The sequence below is a fragment of the Hymenobacter telluris genome (assembly GCF_017313265.1).
Taxonomy (GTDB): Bacteria; Bacteroidota; Bacteroidia; order Cytophagales; family Hymenobacteraceae; genus Hymenobacter; species Hymenobacter telluris.
This window is the reverse complement of sequence record NZ_JAFLQZ010000009.1, coordinates 189,653-210,405: the sequence shown is the minus strand read 5'-3', so window position 1 is coordinate 210,405 and position 20,753 is coordinate 189,653. Positions and strand designations below refer to the sequence as shown.

The 20,753-nt window shown below is 60.1% G+C and carries 16 protein-coding genes; 7 read left to right on the top strand and 9 right to left on the bottom strand.

Features of this window, described 5'->3' with window-relative positions:
• Window positions 1-177 precede the first annotated feature (177 nt).
• From J0X19_RS14745 to J0X19_RS14730, 4 genes are all read left to right on the top strand, one after another.
• A complete protein-coding gene (locus J0X19_RS14745; protein WP_206985140.1) occupies window positions 178-903 on the top strand; it encodes a hypothetical protein in 726 nt (241 codons plus the stop codon).
• A 186-nt stretch (window positions 904-1,089) separates the two neighbouring features.
• Window positions 1,090-3,876, top strand: a complete 2,787-nt coding sequence (locus J0X19_RS14740) for a TonB-dependent receptor (RefSeq protein ID WP_206985139.1) — start codon at window positions 1,090-1,092, stop codon at window positions 3,874-3,876.
• Between the two features lie 13 nt (window positions 3,877-3,889).
• Window positions 3,890-5,053 (top strand): DUF4249 domain-containing protein, encoded by a 1,164-nt coding sequence (locus J0X19_RS14735; RefSeq protein ID WP_206985138.1) that lies wholly within the window; start codon window positions 3,890-3,892, stop codon window positions 5,051-5,053.
• A 56-nt stretch (window positions 5,054-5,109) separates the two neighbouring features.
• On the top strand, window positions 5,110-7,530 hold the full coding sequence (locus tag J0X19_RS14730) for a hypothetical protein (protein WP_206985137.1): 2,421 nt from the start codon (window positions 5,110-5,112) through the stop codon (window positions 7,528-7,530).
• A 136-nt stretch (window positions 7,531-7,666) separates the two neighbouring features.
• On the opposite strand, the gene J0X19_RS14725 is transcribed toward J0X19_RS14730, so the two are convergent.
• Both J0X19_RS14725 and J0X19_RS14720 read right to left on the bottom strand, forming a co-directional pair.
• The gene (locus tag J0X19_RS14725) at window positions 7,667-8,569 is read right to left on the bottom strand and encodes a dihydrodipicolinate synthase family protein (RefSeq protein WP_206985136.1); all 903 of its coding nucleotides are present in this window, start codon (window positions 8,567-8,569) and stop codon (window positions 7,667-7,669) included.
• 26 nt (window positions 8,570-8,595) lie between these two features.
• On the bottom strand, window positions 8,596-9,063 hold the full coding sequence (locus J0X19_RS14720) for a cupin domain-containing protein (protein ID WP_206985135.1): 468 nt from the start codon (window positions 9,061-9,063) through the stop codon (window positions 8,596-8,598).
• Between the two features lie 161 nt (window positions 9,064-9,224).
• On the opposite strand from J0X19_RS14720, the gene pdxR reads away from it, so the two are divergent.
• On the top strand, window positions 9,225-10,700 hold the full coding sequence (gene pdxR, locus J0X19_RS14715; RefSeq protein WP_206985134.1) for a MocR-like pyridoxine biosynthesis transcription factor PdxR: 1,476 nt from the start codon (window positions 9,225-9,227) through the stop codon (window positions 10,698-10,700).
• Between the two features lie 144 nt (window positions 10,701-10,844).
• Here the strand turns inward: pdxR and J0X19_RS14710 are convergent, their stop codons facing one another.
• The 7 genes from J0X19_RS14710 to J0X19_RS14680 all read right to left on the bottom strand — a co-directional run bounded on the left by J0X19_RS14710 (window position 10,845) and on the right by J0X19_RS14680 (window position 15,142).
• Window positions 10,845-11,132: a hypothetical protein gene (locus J0X19_RS14710; RefSeq protein WP_206985133.1), complete on the bottom strand. Its 288-nt coding sequence runs from the start codon at window positions 11,130-11,132 to the stop codon at window positions 10,845-10,847.
• A 26-nt stretch (window positions 11,133-11,158) separates the two neighbouring features.
• Window positions 11,159-11,422, bottom strand: coding sequence for a DUF2024 family protein (locus J0X19_RS14705; RefSeq protein WP_206985132.1), 264 nt, complete (start codon window positions 11,420-11,422; stop codon window positions 11,159-11,161).
• Between the two features lie 26 nt (window positions 11,423-11,448).
• The gene (locus J0X19_RS14700) at window positions 11,449-12,030 is read right to left on the bottom strand and encodes a protoglobin domain-containing protein (protein ID WP_206985131.1); all 582 of its coding nucleotides are present in this window, start codon (window positions 12,028-12,030) and stop codon (window positions 11,449-11,451) included.
• Between the two features lie 92 nt (window positions 12,031-12,122).
• Window positions 12,123-12,377, bottom strand: a complete 255-nt coding sequence (locus J0X19_RS14695; RefSeq protein WP_206985130.1) for a hexameric tyrosine-coordinated heme protein — start codon at window positions 12,375-12,377, stop codon at window positions 12,123-12,125.
• 443 nt (window positions 12,378-12,820) lie between these two features.
• Window positions 12,821-14,014 (bottom strand): FAD-dependent monooxygenase, encoded by a 1,194-nt coding sequence (locus tag J0X19_RS14690; RefSeq protein ID WP_206985129.1) that lies wholly within the window; start codon window positions 14,012-14,014, stop codon window positions 12,821-12,823.
• Window positions 14,015-14,047: 33 nt separating this feature from the next.
• A complete protein-coding gene (locus J0X19_RS14685; protein ID WP_206985128.1) occupies window positions 14,048-14,263 on the bottom strand; it encodes a hypothetical protein in 216 nt (71 codons plus the stop codon).
• A 3-nt stretch (window positions 14,264-14,266) separates the two neighbouring features.
• Window positions 14,267-15,142: a helix-turn-helix domain-containing protein gene (locus J0X19_RS14680; RefSeq protein WP_206985127.1), complete on the bottom strand. Its 876-nt coding sequence runs from the start codon at window positions 15,140-15,142 to the stop codon at window positions 14,267-14,269.
• 335 nt (window positions 15,143-15,477) lie between these two features.
• On the opposite strand from J0X19_RS14680, the gene J0X19_RS14675 reads away from it, so the two are divergent.
• Together J0X19_RS14675 and J0X19_RS14670 are read left to right on the top strand one after the other, a co-directional pair.
• Window positions 15,478-17,115, top strand: a complete 1,638-nt coding sequence (locus tag J0X19_RS14675; protein ID WP_206985126.1) for a DUF6377 domain-containing protein — start codon at window positions 15,478-15,480, stop codon at window positions 17,113-17,115.
• Between the two features lie 505 nt (window positions 17,116-17,620).
• Window positions 17,621-20,743 (top strand): SusC/RagA family TonB-linked outer membrane protein, encoded by a 3,123-nt coding sequence (locus J0X19_RS14670; protein ID WP_242582698.1) that lies wholly within the window; start codon window positions 17,621-17,623, stop codon window positions 20,741-20,743.
• The last annotated feature ends 10 nt before the right edge of the window (window positions 20,744-20,753 follow it).

The following is a 20,753-nucleotide window of genomic DNA, read 5'->3' as shown; positions in this document are numbered from 1 at the left end:
CCGCTTGGCTGCTAGTTGCTAACTTAACTCTGTCCCTCCGACGAGCTACTTGTGCGTAATTCCCAAACACGTTCTTAGATAAATTAAGGTTGTAGCAACGCTTTAGCCGCTCCCAGGAAGCTTGTGCCGGCGGCTCGGCTGCCTACTATAGCCTTGCCAGTTATACCGTTATCTAGTATGAAACGCTTGGTTCTCTTTGTTGTAGGCAGCATTTCACTGGTTTCCTTCGGCCACCAAGCGCGGGCGCAACGTGCGCCCGCAGATACCAGCGCCAGCGTTGCAGCGGGTGGCCTCCAACGGCAGTACAACCAGCTGGTGCGCAATGCATGGAGCTTGTACAACGGCCCCGAATACATTGACTATGTGCGAAGCAACACGAACGGGCACCGCTTTTTCGGAACCAAAGACGAGCAGCTTGCTACCGTGACCTACGCAGGTACCACGTACGCCAACGTGCTGCTGCGCTACGATTTAATTCGGGGCCAACTCGTGCTCAAGCCCTACCAGGATGATTTTCAGATTCAACTGGTAAACGAACTGGTCGAGCGGTTTTCCATCGGGGGGCACACGTTTGTGCGCCTGGGTGCTGATGCGCCGGGGCGCGCTGCTTTTTACGACGTGCTGGTAGATGGCCCGGTGCAGGCACTGGCAGCTCACTACAAGAAATACACCGAGCATACCACCGTCACCACTATCGAAGGCGAAATAACGGCTACCACCACGTACTACCTGCACAAAGACGGGCAGTATTACCCCATTAAGAAGCCCAAGGACGTGGTGCGGCTATTCCCGGAGCACCGCGCGGCCTTGCGCAGCTACTTGCAGAAAAACAACGAGCCAGAGCCGGAGCAAGCCTTTATTGCCCTGGTGCGCTACCAAGCCGAATTGGCGGCAGCCCACTAGAAACACTTCAACTCCCTATACTAGAACAGCTTATAACAACAGCAACACTATGCCAGCACGATTTACCTAGCCTTTCGGGCAAACCACAGCCAAGCCCCTGTCCTGCGGGAAAGCCAGCCTAGCCCTCCGTTTTGCTTGGCTTCCGTTGCAGGACCACCTACTCTTACCCAGCGTATCTATATATAAATGAAGTATTTATACTTGTTCGCATTACTTATCTGGTGCGGCGGTTTTTGCAGTTACGGTCAGCAGACAACACCACTGGTTACGGGTGACTTCCAACAGCTTCCTCTCACGCAGTTTGCCGCGCAGCTGGAAGCCCAAACCGCCCACCGCATCTTTTTCGATTCGGTGGCTACGCAGGGCATAACCGTAACGCTACGAGTGGCGCAGCAGCCCTTGCGCACCGTAATAGAGCAGGCCCTACAACCCAGCGGCCTGCACGTAGCCGTAGATGAGCAACGCAACGTGTTCATATTTTCTGGCACTGCTTTCTCCACTACCCTGCCGGAAAACTACTTTCGGCCGCAACCCACAGAAGCCAGTCCGGAGCTGGCGGCTCTTCCGGCTCCTGCTTCCGCAGACCGCCCGGCACCCGCAGCGGCGGTGGCTACTACGGCCAGCAGTCCGGCGCGCCAGTACGTGGTGGGTGCTCCGCAGGCAGGCCGCAGTAGCAACGCGCGGGTAACTGTAACGGGTTTTGTGCGCGAGGCCAAGTCGGGGGAGCCGGTGATTGGGGCATCCGTGGCCAGTGAGGCCCTGACGCTGGGCGCCGTTACCAACCGGGACGGCTACTACTCGCTCACGTTGCCGGTGGGCGAGCACCTGCTCAGTATCCGGGGCATTGGGCTCAAGCCAACGCAGCGCCGGATCCTGCTGCACAGCCACGGCAAGCTGGACATCGTGGCCGAAGAGGACATTACCACGCTGAAGGAAGTGGTGGTGCAGGGCGAGAAAAACAGCAACGTGGCCGGGCTGCAAATGGGCGTAGAGCGGCTGGATATCCGTGCTATCCGGCAGGTACCGACTGTATTTGGCGAGGTGGATATTTTGCGGGTGGTGATGACGCTGCCCGGCGTGAAAACCATTGGCGAGGGCAGCACCAGCATCAGTGTGCGCGGCGGCGGCACCGACCAAAACCTGATTCTGTTCGACGATGCCGTGGTGTACAGCCCTGCGCATTTGTTCGGCTTCTTTTCGGCCTTCAACCCCGAAATGCTGAAAACCGTGGAGCTGTACAAAAGCGGCATCCCGGCGCAGTACGGCGGGCGGCTTTCATCGGTGCTCAACATCACCACGCGCGAGGGCAACAAGCAGAAACTGGCGGGCAGCGGCGGCGTGGGGCTCCTCACTAGCCGGCTCACGCTGGAAGGCCCGCTCGTAAAAAACAAAGGCTCGTTCATCATTGGCGGGCGCACTTCTTACTCCGACTGGCTGCTGCGGCAACTGCCCGACCGAAGTCTGCGCCAAAGTGCGGCTTCTTTCTATGATGTAAGTGCCCACCTCACCCACGAGCTGAACGCCAACAACACCTTCTCGGCTACCGGCTACCTCAGCCGGGACCGGTTCAAGCTCTCAGCCGACACGTCGTACGAGTACCACAACCAGAGCGCCAGCTTGAAGTGGAAGCATGTGTTTGGCCCCCAGCTTTTCGGGGTTCTCACGGCAACGGGCAGCCAGTACACCTACCGGATTGCCAGTGAGCGAAACGCGGTAACCTCTTCGGCCCTGACCTTTGGTATTGCGCAGCTGGGCGGGCAGGCTGATTTCACATACTTACCTAGCCCCGCGCACACCCTCGACTTCGGCGCCAGCAGCACGCGGTACCGGACTTCGCCCGGCCGCCTCACCCCGCTCGGCCCCGAATCGTTGATTCTGCCCGACGTACTACCCCGCGAGCAGGGCCAGGAAAGCGCCGTGTACCTCGCCGACCAATGGAACTTGACGCCCCGGCTGGCCTTGTACCTGGGCTTGCGCTACTCCTTGTATCAGGCGCTGGGGCCGCGCGAAGTGTTCGAGTATCTGCCCGGCGTACCGCGCAGCCTCAGCAGCCTCACCGACACGGTGCGCTACCGAGCCGGCAGCCGCCTGGCCACCTACCACGGCCCCGAATACCGCGCCTCGCTGAAGTTTGCGCTGTCGGAAAAGGCGTCGGTGAAAGTGAGCTACAACCGCACCCGCCAGTATCTGCACCAGCTGTCCAACACCGCCTCTATCTCGCCGGCCGACACCTGGAAACTCAGCGACCAGCACGTGCGGCCCCAAATCGGCGACCAAGTGGCGCTGGGTTTCTACCGCAACTTCGGCAGCAACAGCCTAGAAACGTCGGTGGAAACGTACTATAAAAAGCTGCGCGACTTCGTGGACTACACCAGCGGGGCGGTGCTGCTGCTCAATCACCACATCGAAACCGATTTGGTGAATGCCGAAGGCAAGGCCTACGGGGTGGAAGTGTCGGTGAAAAAGACCACCGGCAAAATCAACGGCTGGCTGAACTACACCTATTCCCGCTCCCTAGTGCGGGTGCCCGCCACCACCGAATCCGAGTTCATTAACGGGGGCCGCTACTACCGCAGCAATTTCGATAAGCCCCACGATGTCAGCCTGGCCGGCAACTACCGGTTCAGCCGGCGCGTGAGCACCTCCCTGAACGTCAACTACAGCACCGGCCGGCCCATCACGCTGCCCATCTCCACCTACGACTACGGGGGCGTGGAGCGGGTGCTGTACTCCAACCGCAACCAGTACCGCATCCCCGATTATTTCCGGACGGACCTGGGCTTGAACGTGGAAGGCAGCCACAAGGCCAAGAAGCTGGCTCACAGTTCCTGGACGTTTTCGGTGTACAACCTCACGGGCCGCCGCAACCCCTATTCGGTGTATTTCAAGTCGACCAATGGCCGGATTGTCGGCTATAAGCTGTCGGTTTTCGGGCGGCCGATTCCGACAGTCACCTACAATTTCAAATTCTAAACAGGTCTAACTCATGGCAAATCAGAAGATGGCGCATAGAATGGGGAGTCTGCTGCTGGGCCTGCTGGTGTGGCTGACCGGGTGCATTGAAGAATACGAGCCCGACGTAGTCAGCTCGCCCGAGAGTTACTTGGTGGTGGAAGGCATTATCAACCTGCGGGGCGTCACGACGGTGCGGCTCTCGCGCACCCGCGACCTGAAAACTGACGTGTCGCCGCCCGAAGCCCGAGCCACCGTGGCTATTGAAGATGCCGCCGGCACCCGTTACGCCCTCACCGAGCAAACACCTGGCGTATACACCTCGGCCAACTTAACCCTCGACGTAAACCGGCAATACCGGCTGCACCTGCGCACCGCCGCCGGCCGCGAATACGCCTCCGACCTGGTAACCGGCAAACTCACGCCCCCCATCGACCAATTGTCGTGGGCCTCGGAGCGCAACGGCGTGCAGCTGTACGTGGATGCGCACGACGACACCGGGGCCACCCGCTACTACCGGTGGACCTACCAGGAAACGTGGGAGTTCAAGTCGCCTTATACCTCCGAGTTCGAGTTTGTGAATGGGATGATGCGGCCGCGCGTGGAAGATATTAGTAGGTGCTGGCGCACCGAAAATTCCACGACGGTGCTGCAAAGCAGCACGGCCCGGCTCAACCAAGATGTTGTGTCGAAGTTTCCGTTGGCGCTGCTGCCTGACAACTCGGATAAGCTGCGCTTCAAGTACAGCATCCTCGTGCAGCAGTATGCCCAAACCCAAGAGGAATTCACCTACTGGGAGCGGCTGAAACGAAACACGGAAAGCTTGGGCACCCTTTTCGACCCGCTGCCCACCCAGCTCACCGGCAACGTGCATAGCTTACAAGACGCCTCAGAACTGGTAATTGGCTACGTAGGGGCCAGCTCCATGACTGAGCGTCGGCTATTTATCGACGTCAGCGAACTGCCGCCCGGCACACGCTTCCTGACGGGTTACGAAAAACTATGCGAACAGCCCGACACAGTAAGCAGCTTGGTTCCGAGTGTGCTGGCATCACAATTCGATGCCAACAGGATTCCTGTATATCGGGTTTTCGACCCTCGAACGGGGCTTATTCTGATAGGCTACAGCCGGGCCTTTGCCTTTTGCGCCGACTGCCGCTACCGAGGCACCAACGTTAAGCCGGCCTTCTGGCCATAGGCGGCCCGATCAGCTACCAACTATTTCCTGACATCTGATTGGTTACTCGCTACGCTATGGCTGGTTGTCACCTATTGTTCTTCTATTGGAATTACTTATTTCGTCGACCCCTCGTCCTCTGCTTTGTTGCGGCAGCACTGTGGTGGGCGGGGCCGGTAGCCGCCCAATCTGCCCCCGATTCTTTGGAAGGCATCGGCCAACGCTTTGCGCAGTACGGCCAGCGCATGCCCCTTGAGAAGATATTTGCCCACCTCGACCGACCAAGCTACGTGAGCGGCGAAACCATGTGGTTTAAGCTATACGTGGTGGCCGGCACCACGCCGCAGCCCCTGGCCAGCAGCACGGTGGCTTACGTGGAGGTGCTCAACCCGCAACAGACGCCGGTGTTACAAGCGGCCATAGCCCTGCACGATGCCACCGGCCAAGGCTCGTTGGTGCTGCCGCCGGAACTACCATCAGGCCGCTACACTGTGCGCGCCTACACTAGCTGGATGAAGAACTTCGGGCCAGAGTATTATTTCCACAGCACCGTTACCATCCTCAACACCCGCACACCACTGGGCTTGATGGCCAGCCGCCCCGCTCCCCGCCTCGACGCGCAGTTTTTCCCCGAAGGCGGCTATTTAGTACAGGGCCTGACCAGCAAAGTAGGGTTTAAAATAACGGACAGCAGCGGCCAAAGCCTAGATGCAACAGGCACTGTATTGGATCAGGTGGGTAGTGTAATGGCTAAGTTTAGCACCTTGCGCTACGGCATGGGCAGTTTCTCGTTTACTCCTACAAAGGCCGGAGCGGCGTACCGCGCTGTTCTTAAACTGGCAAACCAGCAGACCGTTACGTACAACCTGCCAGCGGTGCAAGAACAAGGGTACGTGCTGCGCCTCGAAGACACAAACACGGAGCAGCTGCGCGTGGTAGTGCAGGCCCAGGGCGAGGCCCGCACCAGCGAAAAGCTGTATCTGCTGGGGCACGCCCGGCACCAAGTAACCGTAGCCGCTGCCGGGCAATTACAAAACGGGCAAACCGTATTTTCGGTGCCTAAGCGGCAACTGTTGGCGGGCGTTTCGCACTTCACCCTATTCAATAGTCGCCGCCAACCCGTTTGTGAGCGGCTATATTTTCGGCCGCCGTCGGATACGTTTGCCTTGAGCGCCCGCACCAACAAGCCGCAGTACACTGCCCGCGAAAAAGTAACGCTACACCTGACAGCAACTCAGGCGGCTAACCTGTCGGTGGCCGTTTACCAGCTCGATTCCTTATCGGCCCAAGCAGGCCCCGACCTCACGAGCTACCTCTGGCTGAGCGCCGATGTAAAAGGCCGGATTGAAAACCCAGCATATTACCTCAAAGCCGCCAACAGCCAAGCCGCCGACAACCTGATGCTGACGCAGGGCTGGCGCCGGTTTAGCTGGACCAACGTGCTCACAGACTCCACTACCCGGCCAGTTTACCCGCCCGAACTCCACGGCCACCTCATGCGGGGCCGCGTGGTGAACAGCAGTACCGGAGCACCGGTAGCCGGCCAGATGGTGTACCTAACTGCGCCCAGCCGCTTCCCGCAGCTCTACAACGCCCTCAGCCAAACGGACGGCAGCATCCTGGTGGAAGTACCTGACTGGCACGGCGCTAAACAACTGATAGCCCAAACCGATACTCGCCAAAGCAGCGCGCACCGGGTGGAGATTTTCAGCCCTTTCTCCTCGCACTTCGCCGATAGCCAACTGGCTCCGCTGGTCCTGCCGGCAGGGGTGGCGCCGAGTTTGCTGAGGCGGCATGTGCAGGCGCAGGTGCAGCAACAGTACCCCCCGAGCAGCCCGGCGGCTTACCGGCTGCCCGGCACTGATAGCCTGCCTTTCTATGGCAAGCCTACCGAGCAGTATTTGCTGGATAAGTACACCCGCTTCAAAACCCTGGAAGACGTGATGCGCGAATACGTGCCGGGGGTGTTGGTACGAGCCCGCAAAGACGGTTTTCACTTCCTGATTCCCGACCAAAAACTGCGCACCACCATGGAAAACCCGCTGGTGCTGCTCGACGGCATGCCCGTCTTTGATGTCAACCGCATTATGGCCTTCGATCCGCTGAAAATACGCCAGCTCGATGTGGTAACCAGCCGCTACGTAGTGGGTCCTGCCATTCATGAGGGCCTCATCAGCTACACCACCTACTCCGGTGATTTGGCCGGTTTCCCCCCCGATCCTCAAGCCTTGTTGCAGGAATACACCGGCTTACAAGGGCAGCGCGATTTTTATGCGCCACGCTACGATACCCCGGCCGCGGCGAAAAGCCGGTTGCCTGATTTTCGCAACTTGCTGTATTGGAACCCCCAAGCCACCGCAACAGCAGCCCACGAGCTAACGCTATCCTTTTATACCTCCGACCAGCTTGGAAGCTACCGGGTGGTGGTGCAAGGCCTTAGCCGAGAAGGCACTACCGGCAGCACCAGCTTTACTTTCCAAGTAAAAGTGGTGCAATAAGCTAAAGGCTACCAAGCAGTTAGGCAGGTAGCTCAATCACCCAATGCAAACCGCTGTTACTTCCTCGCAGCAGCCCTATTGCCCACCCCGCCGAAGCCGGGTGGGCAGATTAGCCGTATGCTGTTTGTGCCAGTAATCAGCTGACGGCAACTTCTTGGGGCACGCGGTTCAGGATGCGCCGGAGTTCCTGTTGCTCGGTTTCCGTTAGGGGCTGGAGGGGGGCCCGCAATTCGCCGGCCGGTTGGCCCTGCAACTCCAAGCCAGCTTTGATGGCGCGGGGCAACCCTTTGGCCACAATGAACTGGAGCAGCTCAAACTGCTGGTAGAAGAGCTGCCGGGCCTCACCCAGGTTTTGGCGCTGCACGGCTTTGTAGAGCCCTAGGTTCAGCTCCGGAATGAGGTTGGGGGCGGCGGTGCACCAGCCGGTAGCGCCGGCCGCAAAAGCCGCCAGGGCCAGCGGATTAGAGCCGTTATAGAAAGCCACGTCCTCGCCCAGCAGCTGGCGCAAAGCCTGCATGCGCTGCACGTCGCCGCTGCTTTCCTTTATCATGGTTACGTTCGGGATTTCGAGCAGGCGCTTGAGCAGCGTGGGCGACATATCCAGGCCGCCCGTGGCCGGGTTGTTATAAGCCATAATCGGCACCGAAATGGCGCTGGCCACCCGGTCGAAATGCCGGAAAATCTCGTCGTCGGTGAGCTTCCAGTAGCTCATCGGGATGACCATGACGCCGGCCGCGCCGGCCTGCTCGGCAAAGCGGGCGTGGCGCACCGCGCCGGCCGTGGTGAGGTGCGACACGCCCACCAGCACCGGCACGCGGCCCGCCACCTGTTGCATAGTCGCCTCGGCAACGGCGTCGCGCTCCTCATCGGTGAGGTAGGGCAACACGCCGGTGCTGCCGAGCGGGGCAATACCGTGCGAGCCGCTGGCCACGAGGCGCTCTACGAGGTGGCGGTAGGTGGGCAGGTCCACCGCACTGTCGGCGGTGAAGGGCGTGATGGGGTAGGCAATGATGCCGCGAAAAGGGACGTTCGGATTCATCGAAGAAATCGGTTTAAAATATTGATTTATAGGTCGCGGCCACGCTCTTCGCGCAGGGCCACCCCTAGGTTTTGCAGCAGGGGCGCGTTTTCGCAGGCGATGTAGCGGGCGCCCACCGTTGCGCTGCGGTTGCCGTGGTTGTGCCAGGCCCAGATGGGGATGTAGATGGCGTCGCCGGCCTTCCACTCCACAATCCGGTCCTCAATTTGGGTGTAGCCCTCACCTTCGATGACGTAAATCACCGTTTCGTAGGTGTGGCGGTGCTGGTTGGTAACCTGGCCGGGCAGCAAGCCGCCGATGGTCATGCTCAAAGCCACCGTGGGCAAATCCACGAAGAAGACGGGGTGCTTGCGCTCCATCGAAAACTGGTCGTGGGCGCCGGCCTGCTCCACGTTGGGGTGGTGCAGCTTCGCGGGCATCCGGACCTCGGGGCGGGCGTAGGTACGGTGAAAATCAGACGATTGGAAGGGTTTGTCTTTTACTGCGGTTTCCATAAAGCAGGAACAGTTTAGAGTGAAAGGAAATCATGCGTCGGGGCCACCAGCAGCTGTTTTACTACCTGGGTCAGCTTTACTTTCGGCTTTTGACCCTGCAAAACTCTTCTTAACTTGGCCCCGTTAAGTCATCCAGTTCACCCAAACAAACGGGTCCAGCCATGCTACGCGCCTGGGATACCAACTTTCACCCAACCTTCGCGGCGGGCCGCGCCGTGTACTTGCAAATCAGCGAGTTGATTGCCGCCGAAATCCGCCGCGGAAGGTTGCAGCCCGGCACTGCCCTGCCCGGCACCCGGGAGCTGGCTAAGCAGCTGGGCGTGAACCGCAAAACGGCGGTACTGGCCTACGAAGAGCTACTGGCTCAGGGCTGGTTGGAGTCGCAGAATACCCGTGGCACCTTCGTGTCGAGCCGGCTGCCCGAAAGTAGCCCAACGGCCTTTGCGCCCGCCGCCAGCGGCCCGGTTGCGGTGCCTGGCTTTCGGTGGCAAGACCCGTTCGAGCTAGAGCAACCGCTCGTGGCCATACCCGGCGCCCTGGTGTTCAACGACGGCACGCCCGATGCCCGGCTCGCGCCCGTGGCCACGCTGGCCAGCGCCTACCGCCGCGTGATGCAGGGCCGCGGCCGCCGCAACCAGCTGGGCTACGACAGCCCCCTGGGTAGCCTGCCCCTGCGCGAAGCCCTCTCGCGCATGCTCAACCAGGACCGCGGCCTGAGCACCACCCCGGCCAGCATCTGCCTGACCCGCGGCACCCAAATGGCCCTCTACCTAACGGCCAGCCTGCTCCTCCAGCCCGGCGACGTAGTGGCCGTCGAAAACCCCGGCTACCCGCCGGCCTGGCAAACCTTCCGGCTATTCGGCGCCGAGCTGGCCCCGGTGCCGGTGGACGAGGAAGGCCTGCGCGTGGACGAGCTGGAAGCACTGTGCCAGCGCCAAAAGGTGCGGGCCCTGTACCTGACGCCGCACCATCAATTTCCGACCACCGTGACGCTGCGCGCCGCGCGCCGCGTGCAGCTGCTGGCCCTGGCCGCCCGCTACGGCGTGGCCATCATCGAAGACGACTACGACCACGAGTTTCACTTTCACTACCAGCCCATGCTGCCGCTGGCCTCGGCCGACCCGCACGGCGTGGTTATCTACATCAGCTCACTCTCCAAGCTGATTGCGCCGGCCCTGCGCATCGGCTACGTCACCGGCCCGGCGACCTTCATCACGGCCCTGGGCCGGCTGCGGGCGCTGATAGACCGGCAAGGCGACACGGTGCTGGAACAGGCCGTGGCCGACCTCATCGATGAAGGCGAAATCAAGCGGCACACGCGCCGGGCCCACGCCGAGTACCACCTGCGCCGCGACGCGCTGGCCAACGCCCTGCGCCACCTGCCGGGTACTCCCGTGGATTTCACGCTGCCCGCCGGCGGTATGGCGCTGTGGGTGAAGTTTGCAGAAGAGGTGAACCTGGAAGAGGTGGCGCAGGAACTGGCACGCCGCAAGGTGATTATCACGCCCGGCAGCCGCTACTACCTGGCAGACCCAACCACCAATGCCGTGCGGATGGGCTACGCGGCGCTTACGCCCACCGAACTAGCATATGGGGTGGAGCAGCTCGGGGCCGTGCTGCGCCAGCCTGGAAGCTAAGCGGCGGATTCAGAAGCCGGAATGCCACTGAACCCGCCGAAAAGACATTGCAATACAACTACCTACCAGTACAGCCAGAAAGCTTTATAGTTGAAAGCCAGCGAGCTGTTATGCCGAGCACGATTGCACCAGCTAACCGCGCAATCAGCAGTCGCAGGTGAAATCGAGGTAGTGGCGAAAAGGTGGGGCGAAGGTGCCGTTCACGTTCACCACCCGGTCGAGCCGGATACGCTCGCCGGTGTCGAGTAGCAGGTATTCGGCGAGGCCCTCCGCGCTACGCTCGCTCACCAGGTTTTTGAGCAGGCCGGTAACGGTGGTGAACTCCCAAAGGTCGGTGAAGTATTGCAGGTGCGTGTACGTGCGCCGCGTTATCGTGGCTTCCAGCACATCATGAAAGCCGCAATCAATGGGTTTATAGGCAGTTGGAGCCATGACGGGAGGCAGGAAAATAGGGATGCCTACTGGCACCCCTGCATTTCAATGATGTAGTAGCCTTGGGCAGTAATAGCGTCCACCACTTCCTGAGTAGGCTCTTCGATGTGGCAGAACCGGCATTCATTGGCGGTCAGGGGCTGGCCCGCCTGGCCTTTCGTGGCGAGGTACTGGCGGCCAAACTGGTACACCTGCTCCTTGCTGGCTACCTCGTCCGATACCAGAATGTCAAAGTGCATAACCGAACCGTCTTTCTTGGAGACGTAGGTGTCATAAACGGCAACTTCCATGAGCGTAACTATCTAATAGCGAGAAACTAAAACTGACCTTCTTTGACGTAGGGGTACGACCAAAGCGTGGCCGTGAGCGTTACGGCCTTGAACCAAGCTGCGTGCATGGCTTCCACTTGGGCCTCAGCATGCCCGCCATTTTGCAGGAACGGCTTGATGGTTGCCGTGAGGGGCACAATAAAAGCCGTGAGGTAGCGCAGGTGAATGAGGGGCTCGGCCGCGGCTCCATCGGTGGCGTTTTTCTTGATGCTGGTATGCCGCAACCCGATTTCGTGCTGGTAATCCAGCCAGTCCTGGTCGTAGGGCTTGGTGCAGAGGTCCAGAATCCATTGCCCAAACCGCGCCCGGACGCGGGCCAGGTAGTCGCCGTCGGGCTGGCCGTGGAGGGAGAAGTAGCGCAACAGGTGCGGGTGCGCCCCCACGAAGCCGTACCATACATCGAGGATGGCATCGGTTTGGGGAGCCAGCACCTGGCCGGCTTGCGCAAGGGCCGCCACATCATCGGAAGAGAAAAGCACGGTTTGCTTGAGCAGGTCCAGCTCGTCGAGGGTGACCGGGGAGCGACTGACCTGGCCGTAGGTGTAGCCGGGAATACTGGAATGTTCCATACAGGTTGAAATGAAAAAGGTGAAAAAGCAGGGGCAAAGCGGTGCCTGGCCCATCCGAAGCGTGGGCAGCAAAGCACCTGAAAGAGAAGGAATTAACTAGCCACTGGCTGGTCGCGCCAATAGTGGTTGGCGGCGGCAATGGTGGCAAATTCGGCGGCCACCGTCTGGCCGATGCTGATGAGCATCCTCGGGTCGTCGGCGTAGATCGCGCGCTGCTGGCGGCGCTTTTCGTCGTCGGGCTGAGTGAGCTTGATGATGAGGCGGGCGAGCTTAACGGCTAGCTGGCGGCCTTCTTCCGGGGTAGCCGTGAGCAGGCTATTACCGGGCACGAGTTGCAGGTCGGACATGGCGTGGGGGTCAGTTACTGGCGGTTCCGGCGTAGGTAAGTGGAACCACGCAGCGGCAGGGGTAGCAGGGCTTTTCCATGGTGTAGAAGGGGCTTTGTTGCAGGACTCAACAAAACTACTTGGCACTCCCACCGAAATAATCAGGTTTGGCCGGTGGCCCAGGCAGCATATAAATTCTGGCCCGGGCGCGGAGCACGGCAAAACCTGTCATACCTAAAAAGGAGCACGGTACCTGACTACCCGACAACTGCTAGCACCACCCAGGAAACGCAACAAGCCGCCCCTATACATCGGGGCGGCTTGCTAAGCTGTGGCAGTAGTCGAATGGTTGATTTTACCTGTGGGGTGCGGCATCAGTGCCACTTACCCGGCCCCTCCCCTCTGCGCTGGCTGCCCACCACAGGCAGGTTGCTGGCGCCGGAAAGTATTGCGGCGGAAACACGCTAGTCAGCTTGCTTGTAATCAGGCAGCTCAATGGCATCGGTGGGTGGGGCGGCCAGCTTGGATACCACTTGCCGGATGCCTGGCGCGGCGGCTATGCGTAGCGCGGCGCGCTGCAACGCAATGCCCAGCCGGCTCTGCGGGCTCGAAAGGCGCGGACCCACCTTAGGCACGTCCTGGCCCTCCTCCACGTAAGGGCGCATGAGGTGTTCGTAGGCGGCGAAGGCGGCGCGGTAGTCCTTGGTGTGCCGTTGCAGCTCGCCGGCCAGTACGTAGCTGCCAACCAGGGCCTCGGTAGTGCCCACCCCAAACGGGCCGGCGCACCACGCCGCGTCGCCGGTTAGTACCACCCGCCCCTTCGTCCAGTGCCCGAGCTTCACCTGGCTTACGCTTTCAAAATAAAAGTCGGGGGCGTGGGTTAGGCCTTCCAGCACCCGGGGCGTTTCCCAGCCTGCATCGGCAAACAACTGCTGTAGCAGCTGTTTCTGCTCGGTGGGCGGCAGGTGCTCGTAGCCGGCCGGTTCCTGTTGCAAGCTAAGCAAGGCGCGGGTGGTGCCCTTGTTATCGGGGCGCAGGCAAACGCCCCGGCCGCCGGGCGCGTTGTACCAGCGGGCTATTTTGTGGTCGTGCGCCGCGCGCGGAATAGTGAAATAGGCCACGTACAAATCGTAGGGCTTGCGGATTACCTCGGGGCCGAATAGCAGTTCACGCGTTGTGGAATTGGCCCCTTCCGCCACTACTACCAAGTCGAAACGCTGCGGGCCACCGTGCGCAAACGTAACGGTTACACCCTCTTCAGTTTCCTCCAGGGCCGTGATATGGTCGCCGAAGCGGTAATCGGCGTGGTGGCGGGTGTGCTCGTAAAGCAATTGGGCCAGGTCGCCGCGCAGGATTTCCAGCTCGACGGTTGGCCCATTGCTGCCCAGGTCGGCTTCGTCGAACTCGGCCACTACGGCGTCGTTTTCATCCACGAAAGCTAAGCCCTGCTCTCCCGTGCCAAGGTCCTTCACGGCCTGAAACAGCCCCATCCGCTCCAGAACCGTACGGCCGGCCCCGCGCACATCAATATTCTGCCCGCCGTCGCGAAACTCGGGTGCCCGCTCCACTACGGTTACGTGTAGGCCCGCGCGGTGCAGCCACCAGGCAAGGGCGGGGCCGGCAATACTGGCCCCGGTAATCAGAGCATTTTGCGCCATCACTGGAAAATTAAAAAATTGAAAAACAATGTTTTATTCGAGCCGCACGCAGTTGTAGCCGGCTCCTATCACGCACGCAGCTACTTGGCTGGAGCAGATGCCGGAGCCCGCAACACGCAGGATATTGTCGCAGTCTTCCAGGTCGAACGTGATGCGGCACGCAGGAAGCAGGCGCTGAAGTTGGGCTTCGAGCACTTGCGCCTGGGCCGGCGTGTTTACTGTGGTTTTAAACACCTCTACTGCTTCCATTGGCTAGCCTGGTTGCGTGCTTTGGCTTTGCTTGCGGAAGAGGCTAGGCGCCACCCCTACCCCTTTGGCAAACAAGCGGCTGAAGTATTTAACGTCTTCGTAGCCAAGCTGGTCGGCAATTTCCTGCACGTTCAGGTCGGTGTAGAACAGCAGGCGCTGGGCTTCCGCCAGCACTTCCTGCTGAATAAAGTAACTCACCGAAAAGCCCGTCATGGCCTTCACCGTGTCGTTGAGGTGGCTGACCGTCACGTGCAGCTTTTCGGCGTAAGCGGCCGGCTTCTTACTGGTAAGAAAGTCCTGCTGTAGCAAGTGCCGAAACTGCCTGGTCAGTGCCAAGCTGCGCCGGGAATGCGCCTGTTGCTGCTGCTGCTGTTGGGCGTCTAACAGCTTCACGGCCTGTGCCATGCAGGCGTTGAGCAAGGCATGACCGGCTTCGGTGTGGAACAAAGACGACTGAGAAGTGGTGGCCGCGTGCAGCGCCAGAAAGAGGTGCTGGAACCAGTCGTTTTCGGCGGGCGTGAACTGAAGCAGCGCGGGGCTGGTGAAGGCCTGCTCCAGGAAGCTCCGGGCTTGCGGGCTGATGAGCTTGGCATCGGCCACCAATATCCAGCCCTGAAAGTGGTACGGCGGGGCTACCTGGTGGATTTGGCCGGGCCACGACACGAGCAAGGAGCCGGCCGTTAGCTGCACGGGCTGGAAGTCGATGGTGATGTGCAGGGTGCCTTGCCGCGTGAAAAAACAGCTGTAGTGGTCATGCCGATGGGGCACAACAATTTCGCGGCGGATGTCCGGGGTCAGGTCGGCCTGCGCAATCGGGAATACGGCCACGCCCGCCACGCCTACATGCAACGAGTGTAACGGAATGCTTTTCTCGGACATAAGGTGTTAAAGCACAAGACCAATAGGTGGGCGCCCGGCCCGGCACTACGTGCTGCCGGGCCGGAACAGCACAAAAGTATGGCCTTCGTATCCGCCCTTCCTCCGCTTAATAACGGGTTTAGGTGGACAAATCACGGATACAGCACCGCCCCTGCCTTAAACGAGCGGCTGCCGCATGGGCATTGCTGGTTGCAAGGGCCAGTCCGACGCGCTGAATCAGCGAGTTGGTGGGGTGGCGTTGTTCGTTCAGTAGTGCCGGTTATCGAATGGGTGGAGCACCTAGCTATTTGCTACTTTTGATACCTAGTCTGGTTCATTCTCATTTGTTTCACTTGGTGAGGTTCTTCGTATTCTTCTTGAGTTTTTGGGGGTTGCTGCTGGGCGCTTTGCCGCCCGCTGCGGCCGGCCCAAACCCAGCCGACAGCCTACTGACGGAACTCAACCAGGTGCTGGCACAAAAGAAGACCTACGACGAACAACGCTGGAACCGTATCCGCCTCCTCACCGCCGAGTTTGCCTCGCGCCCAGTGAACGACGATGCCAAATTTGCGGTAGGGCTGCGCATTTACGAGGAGTACAAGGCATTCAAGTACGATTCGGCTTTTGTGTATTGCCAGAAGATGCTGCGCCTGGCCGAACAACTGAAGCAGCCCGAGAAGATAGAAGTGGCGAAGCTCAAGCTGGCGTTTGTGCTGCTGTCTTCGGGCTTGTTCAAGGAAACCTTCGAGACGCTCGACGGCATCGACCCGCGCCAGCTAAGCAAGGAGGATAAGCAGAGCTTCTACTTTCTGCAAGCCCGCGCCTACAGTGACCTGGGCGACTTCAACCAGGACCAAACCTACCGGCCGGCGTACTACGCCAAGGCGCTGGCCTACGCCGATACCACCTTGCTGTTCTGCCAGCCCGGCTCCTACGACTACCTATCGGTGCAAGGCTTTCGGGCGCAGAAAACGGGAAACCTGGCCGCTGGGGCGGCGCTGTATCAGCAAGTGCAGCGTTTGCCGCACCTCACGCTGCACCAGTTGGCCGTGAGTGCCAGCACCACCGCCTACTTATACGAGCTGGCCGGCCAGCCCGAAAAGGCCTTCGAGCTGCTGCTGGTATCGGCCATTGCCGACGTGAAAACCGCCACCAAGGAAACCACGGCCATCTTCAAGCTCTCCGACTACTGCTACCGCCAAGGCGACCTAAAGAACGCCTACACCTTCATCAAGGAAGCACGGGAGGAAGCCACTTTTTACAAGGCCCGGCAGCGGCAGATTGAAATCAGCCACGTTTCTTCGGTCATTGAAGGCCAGAAAATCAATATCATCGAAAATCAGCGTAAGTCCCTGAAAACGTACGCTATAATTATGACTTTACTGGCGGGCGTAGTCATTACCTTCGCGGGTATCAGCGTCAAGCAGCTTCAGAAAGTGCGCAAAGCCGACCGGCTGATTTTTGCAGCCAACCAGGAGCTGCAAGCGCGCAACGACGTGCTCCGGCAGTTGAACGACGACCTCAACGAAGCCAACAAGATCAAGGAAGAGTACATCGGGTTTTATTTCCACAACAACTCGCAGTACATTGATAAGATAGAAGCCCTGAAAAAGCGGCTCGATAACCTGCTCAGCAGCAAGCAATACGCCAGCGTGCAGAAGCTGATTGACAGCGTAAACATCAAGAACGAGCGCAACGAATTGCTGAAAGGCTTCGACTCGGTTTTTCTGCGGCTGTTCCCCAACTTTATTGCGCAGTTCAACGCCTTGTTTCGGGAGGAGGAGCGCATCAAGCTAGCCGAAGACTCCCTGCTGACTACCGAGCTGCGCATCTTCGCCCTGATCCGGCTGGGCATCGACGACAGCGAGCAAATCAGCCGGATGCTGGGCTACTCCATCAACACGATTTACACCTATAAGACCCGGGTGAAGAACCGGTCTTTCCTACCCAACGACGAATTCGAGGCCCGCATCCAGGCTATTCAGGCGGTGTGAATAAAGGTGTAGCGTAGGTGGTTTGGGCGGGGTTTGGTGCGCCTGCGGCGGGAAGTAAGGGTCCGCTTAATTCGGGGAAACGCGGGGGTAGCTCTGCGTCACAGGCACTGCCGGAGCCGGCGGTGTGGCGGTTGGGCGCGGGGTTGGTTTTCCCTCTTCTGGCAGGTCGCTCGGTGTGGGCCGCGGGCCACCGAATTTTGAGAGCAACACGAAGGGGCAACAGCTCTCCTTGCGCTGCTATGCGTTAAGACAAGGCTATACAGGGTTCATATTTCAGGCCCTATAAAACAAGTTAACTATTTGCAAATCAATCATATATTATCTGATAGGGTTTATATTTTTCATACTGCGGTTTGATAAATTCTGGGTGGGTAACAGTGCCTCTAGTTTTGTTCATCAACCCCGTTGCAAACGATTGTCAGGGCCAGGATACTTGGCAATCGGGGGTTGGGTCAATGGCTTACTGGATGCACTGTCACTCACCTAAAATTCCCTCATGCTGCACATGTTACCTCCCCTTCTCGCGCCTCATCTTCTCCGAAAATCTGTGCTAACCTCGGTGCTGGGCGGCCTGGCCATGAGCACCGCTTTGGCCGCACCAAGCAGTGGTTTACACCTGCGTTTGGTTGCTGCCAACACCAATACCTTAGGCCGCCCTAACCTACGTGCTGGCCGCGCCGAGGCGCTGGTGGGCGGCATCCTCACCGGGCGGGTAGTGGATGCCAAAGGCGAGGGTATTCCGGGCGTTACGGTTATTGTGGAAGGCACCACGCTCGGCGCTTCCACCGATGCCACCGGCGCCTACGCCATTGCCAACGTGCCGGCGGGGCCGCACGTGCTGGTGTTTTCGTCGGTGGGGCTGGTATCGAGCCGCGTGCCGGTAACGGCGCAGGACGGGCAAACCACGCCGGTGGCCGTTACCACCCTCAACGATAACACCACCCTGCTCAACGAAGCCGTGGTGGTAGGCTACGGCACCACCCGCCGCCAGGACCTGACCGGCGCCGTAACCACCGTGACTACCAAAGACTTTGTGAAAGGCCAGGTGACTTCGCCCGAGCAATTGGTGCAGGGCAAGGTGGCCGGGGTGCAGATAACCACCAGCGGCGGGGCGCCCGGCGAGGCCAGCGTAATCCGCATCCGGGGCGGCTCCTCGCTGAACGCCAGCAACGACCCGCTCATTGTAATTGACGGCGTGCCGGTTGACAACCAGGGCATTAGCGGGGCCGGCAATCCGTTGTCGTTGGTGAATCCGGCGGATATTGAGACGTTTACGGTGCTGAAAGACGCCTCGGCCACGGCTATCTACGGCTCGCGGGCGGCCAACGGCGTCATTCTCATCACCACCAAAAAGGGCGTGGACGGCGAGAAGATGCGCGTGAACATCAGCTCCCAGGTGTCGCGGGCGACAAACTACGGCAAAGTGGACGTGCTGAGCGGCGACGCCTACCGCAACCTGCTCAACCAAGCGGTGGCAGCGGGCACTATTTCGCCTGCCAATACCGCGTACCTGGGCACGGCCAATACTGACTGGCAGGATGCCATTTACCAAACGGCCTGGACCACCGACAACAACATCAGCCTGACCGGCAGCGCCAAGCACGTGCCGTACCGGGTGTCGGTGGGCTACCTCAACCAGGATGGCACCCTCAAAACCGGCAACCTGAAGCGTAACTCGGCCTCCATCGGCCTTTCGCCTAGGCTGTTCGACAACCATCTGCGCATTGACGTGAACGTGAAAGGCACCTGGGCCGACTACCGCTTTGCCGACCAGGGCGCCATTGGCGGCGCAATTCGCTTCAACCCCACGCAACCCATTTACAGCACCGGCCCCGACGGTTTCAACGGTTACTTCGAGTGGCGCGACGGCGCCATTCCGAACCCGCTGACCGGCCGCAACCCAGTGGCGTTGCTCAACGACAAGCGCGACCGGAGCACCGTGCTGCGCAGCATCGGCAACGTGCAGCTCGACTACAAGCTGCACTTCCTGCCCGATTTGCACGCCAACCTGAACGTGGGCTACGATGTGGCGCGCAGCGGCGGCACCGTCTTTATTCCGGCCGCGTCGTCGGTGGCCTTCTCCACGCAGGGCCAGAACAACTCGTACCGGCAGGCCAAGGACAACAAGCTGCTGGAAACCTACCTCAACTACAGCAAAGTCCTCGGCGACCACCGGGTGGAGGCCCTGGCCGGCTACTCGTACCAGGACTTCTACACCTACTCGCCGTTCCGCTTCGGCTACAAGGCCAACGGCGACCGGGTGTCGCCGCTCGACCCGGCCCAAAACCCCTTCAAAACGCAGTACACGCTGATTTCCTACTACGGGCGGGTGAACTACAATTTCAAGGACCGGTACCTGTTTACGGGCACGCTGCGGGCCGATGCATCCTCGCACTTCAGCCCGGAAAACCGCTGGGGCTACTTCCCGGCCGCCTCGGTGGCGTGGCGGGTGAACCAGGAGGCGTTCCTGGCGGAATCGAAAACCGTATCGGATTTGAAGCTGCGGGTGAGCTACGGCATTACCGGGCAGCAGGACATCACCAACGTGGCCGGCGACTACCCGTACCTGGCCAAATACAGCATCGGGGCGCCTTCGGTACGGCAGATTTTCGGGCAGGACACCGTGTACACCTTGCGGCCCGCCGCCTACGACCGGAACCTGCAATGGGAGCAAACCACCACCTACGACGCGGGCCTGGACTTTGGCTTCTTCGAGAACCGACTAACTGGCTCGTTGGACGTGTACTTGCGCAAAACCTCTGATTTGCTGGCCGTCATTCCGATACCCGCCGGCACCAACCTCTCCAACACGCTGCTCACCAACATTGGTAGCCTGGAAAACCGCGGCGTGGAGCTGGCCTTGAACTACAACGTACTTCAGGGCGAGAAGCTTAACTGGTCGGTGAACTTCAACGCCACCCGCAACCGCGGCGAAATCACCAAACTCTCGCAGGTGACGGACCCCACATATCTGGGCACGCCGACGGGCGGCATCGGCAACTTCCAGTTTGTGCAGGTGAATGCGGTAGGGCACGCGCCCAATACCTTCTTCTTGTACGAGCAGAAGTACGAGAACGGCAAGCCGCTGGAAGGCGCTACGGCCAGCCCCACCGTGGCGCAGTACGTGGACCAAAACAACGACGGCGTTATCAACGAGCGGGACAAGGTGTACGGCAAGTCGCCGGCGCCCAAGGCCATCCTGGGGTTCAGCTCCAACCTGAGCTACGGCAAAGCCAGCCTGGCCTTTACGCTGCGCTCCAACATTGGGGGCTACGTGTACAACGGCGTGGCCGGCGGCCAGAGCAACTACTACGGCCTGAACACCGGCCTGAACTACTCGGCCAACGTGGTGCCCGCTATCTACACCACCGGCTTCAAAACCGGGCAGCCGTTCAGTGACACGTACCTGGAAGACGGCTCGTTTGTGCGCCTCCAGAACGTGACGCTGGGCTACAGCTTCGGCAACTTGCTCCGGGAAGGCACCAACCTGAACGTGACGCTGGCCGGCCAGAACCTGCTGCTGCTCACCCGCTACTCCGGCCTCGACCCGGAGCGCGCCACCGGCATCGACACCAATTTCTACCCGCTGCCCCGCACCGTGACGCTGGGCGCCAACCTGAATTTTTAACCGCTGCTAC

Excerpts from the sequence above, each read along its gene's own strand:
- J0X19_RS14730 (WP_206985137.1), top strand. The coding sequence starts at position 5,110 with ATGGCTGGTTGTCACCTATTGTTCTTCTATTGGAATTACTTATTTCGT.
- J0X19_RS14740 (WP_206985139.1), top strand. The coding sequence starts at position 1,090 with ATGAAGTATTTATACTTGTTCGCATTACTTATCTGGTGCGGCGGTTTT.
- J0X19_RS14680 (WP_206985127.1), bottom strand. The coding sequence starts at position 15,142 with ATGTCCGAGAAAAGCATTCCGTTACACTCGTTGCATGTAGGCGTGGCG.
- J0X19_RS14720 (WP_206985135.1), bottom strand. The coding sequence starts at position 9,063 with ATGGAAACCGCAGTAAAAGACAAACCCTTCCAATCGTCTGATTTTCAC.
- pdxR (WP_206985134.1), top strand. The coding sequence starts at position 9,225 with ATGCTACGCGCCTGGGATACCAACTTTCACCCAACCTTCGCGGCGGGC.
- J0X19_RS14690 (WP_206985129.1), bottom strand. The coding sequence starts at position 14,014 with ATGGCGCAAAATGCTCTGATTACCGGGGCCAGTATTGCCGGCCCCGCC.
- J0X19_RS14745 (WP_206985140.1), top strand. The coding sequence starts at position 178 with ATGAAACGCTTGGTTCTCTTTGTTGTAGGCAGCATTTCACTGGTTTCC.
- J0X19_RS14725 (WP_206985136.1), bottom strand. The coding sequence starts at position 8,569 with ATGAATCCGAACGTCCCTTTTCGCGGCATCATTGCCTACCCCATCACG.
- J0X19_RS14670 (WP_242582698.1), top strand. The coding sequence starts at position 17,621 with ATGTTACCTCCCCTTCTCGCGCCTCATCTTCTCCGAAAATCTGTGCTA.
- J0X19_RS14695 (WP_206985130.1), bottom strand. The coding sequence starts at position 12,377 with ATGTCCGACCTGCAACTCGTGCCCGGTAATAGCCTGCTCACGGCTACC.
- J0X19_RS14700 (WP_206985131.1), bottom strand. The coding sequence starts at position 12,030 with ATGGAACATTCCAGTATTCCCGGCTACACCTACGGCCAGGTCAGTCGC.
- J0X19_RS14735 (WP_206985138.1), top strand. The coding sequence starts at position 3,890 with ATGGCAAATCAGAAGATGGCGCATAGAATGGGGAGTCTGCTGCTGGGC.
- J0X19_RS14705 (WP_206985132.1), bottom strand. The coding sequence starts at position 11,422 with ATGGAAGTTGCCGTTTATGACACCTACGTCTCCAAGAAAGACGGTTCG.
- J0X19_RS14710 (WP_206985133.1), bottom strand. The coding sequence starts at position 11,132 with ATGGCTCCAACTGCCTATAAACCCATTGATTGCGGCTTTCATGATGTG.
- J0X19_RS14685 (WP_206985128.1), bottom strand. The coding sequence starts at position 14,263 with ATGGAAGCAGTAGAGGTGTTTAAAACCACAGTAAACACGCCGGCCCAG.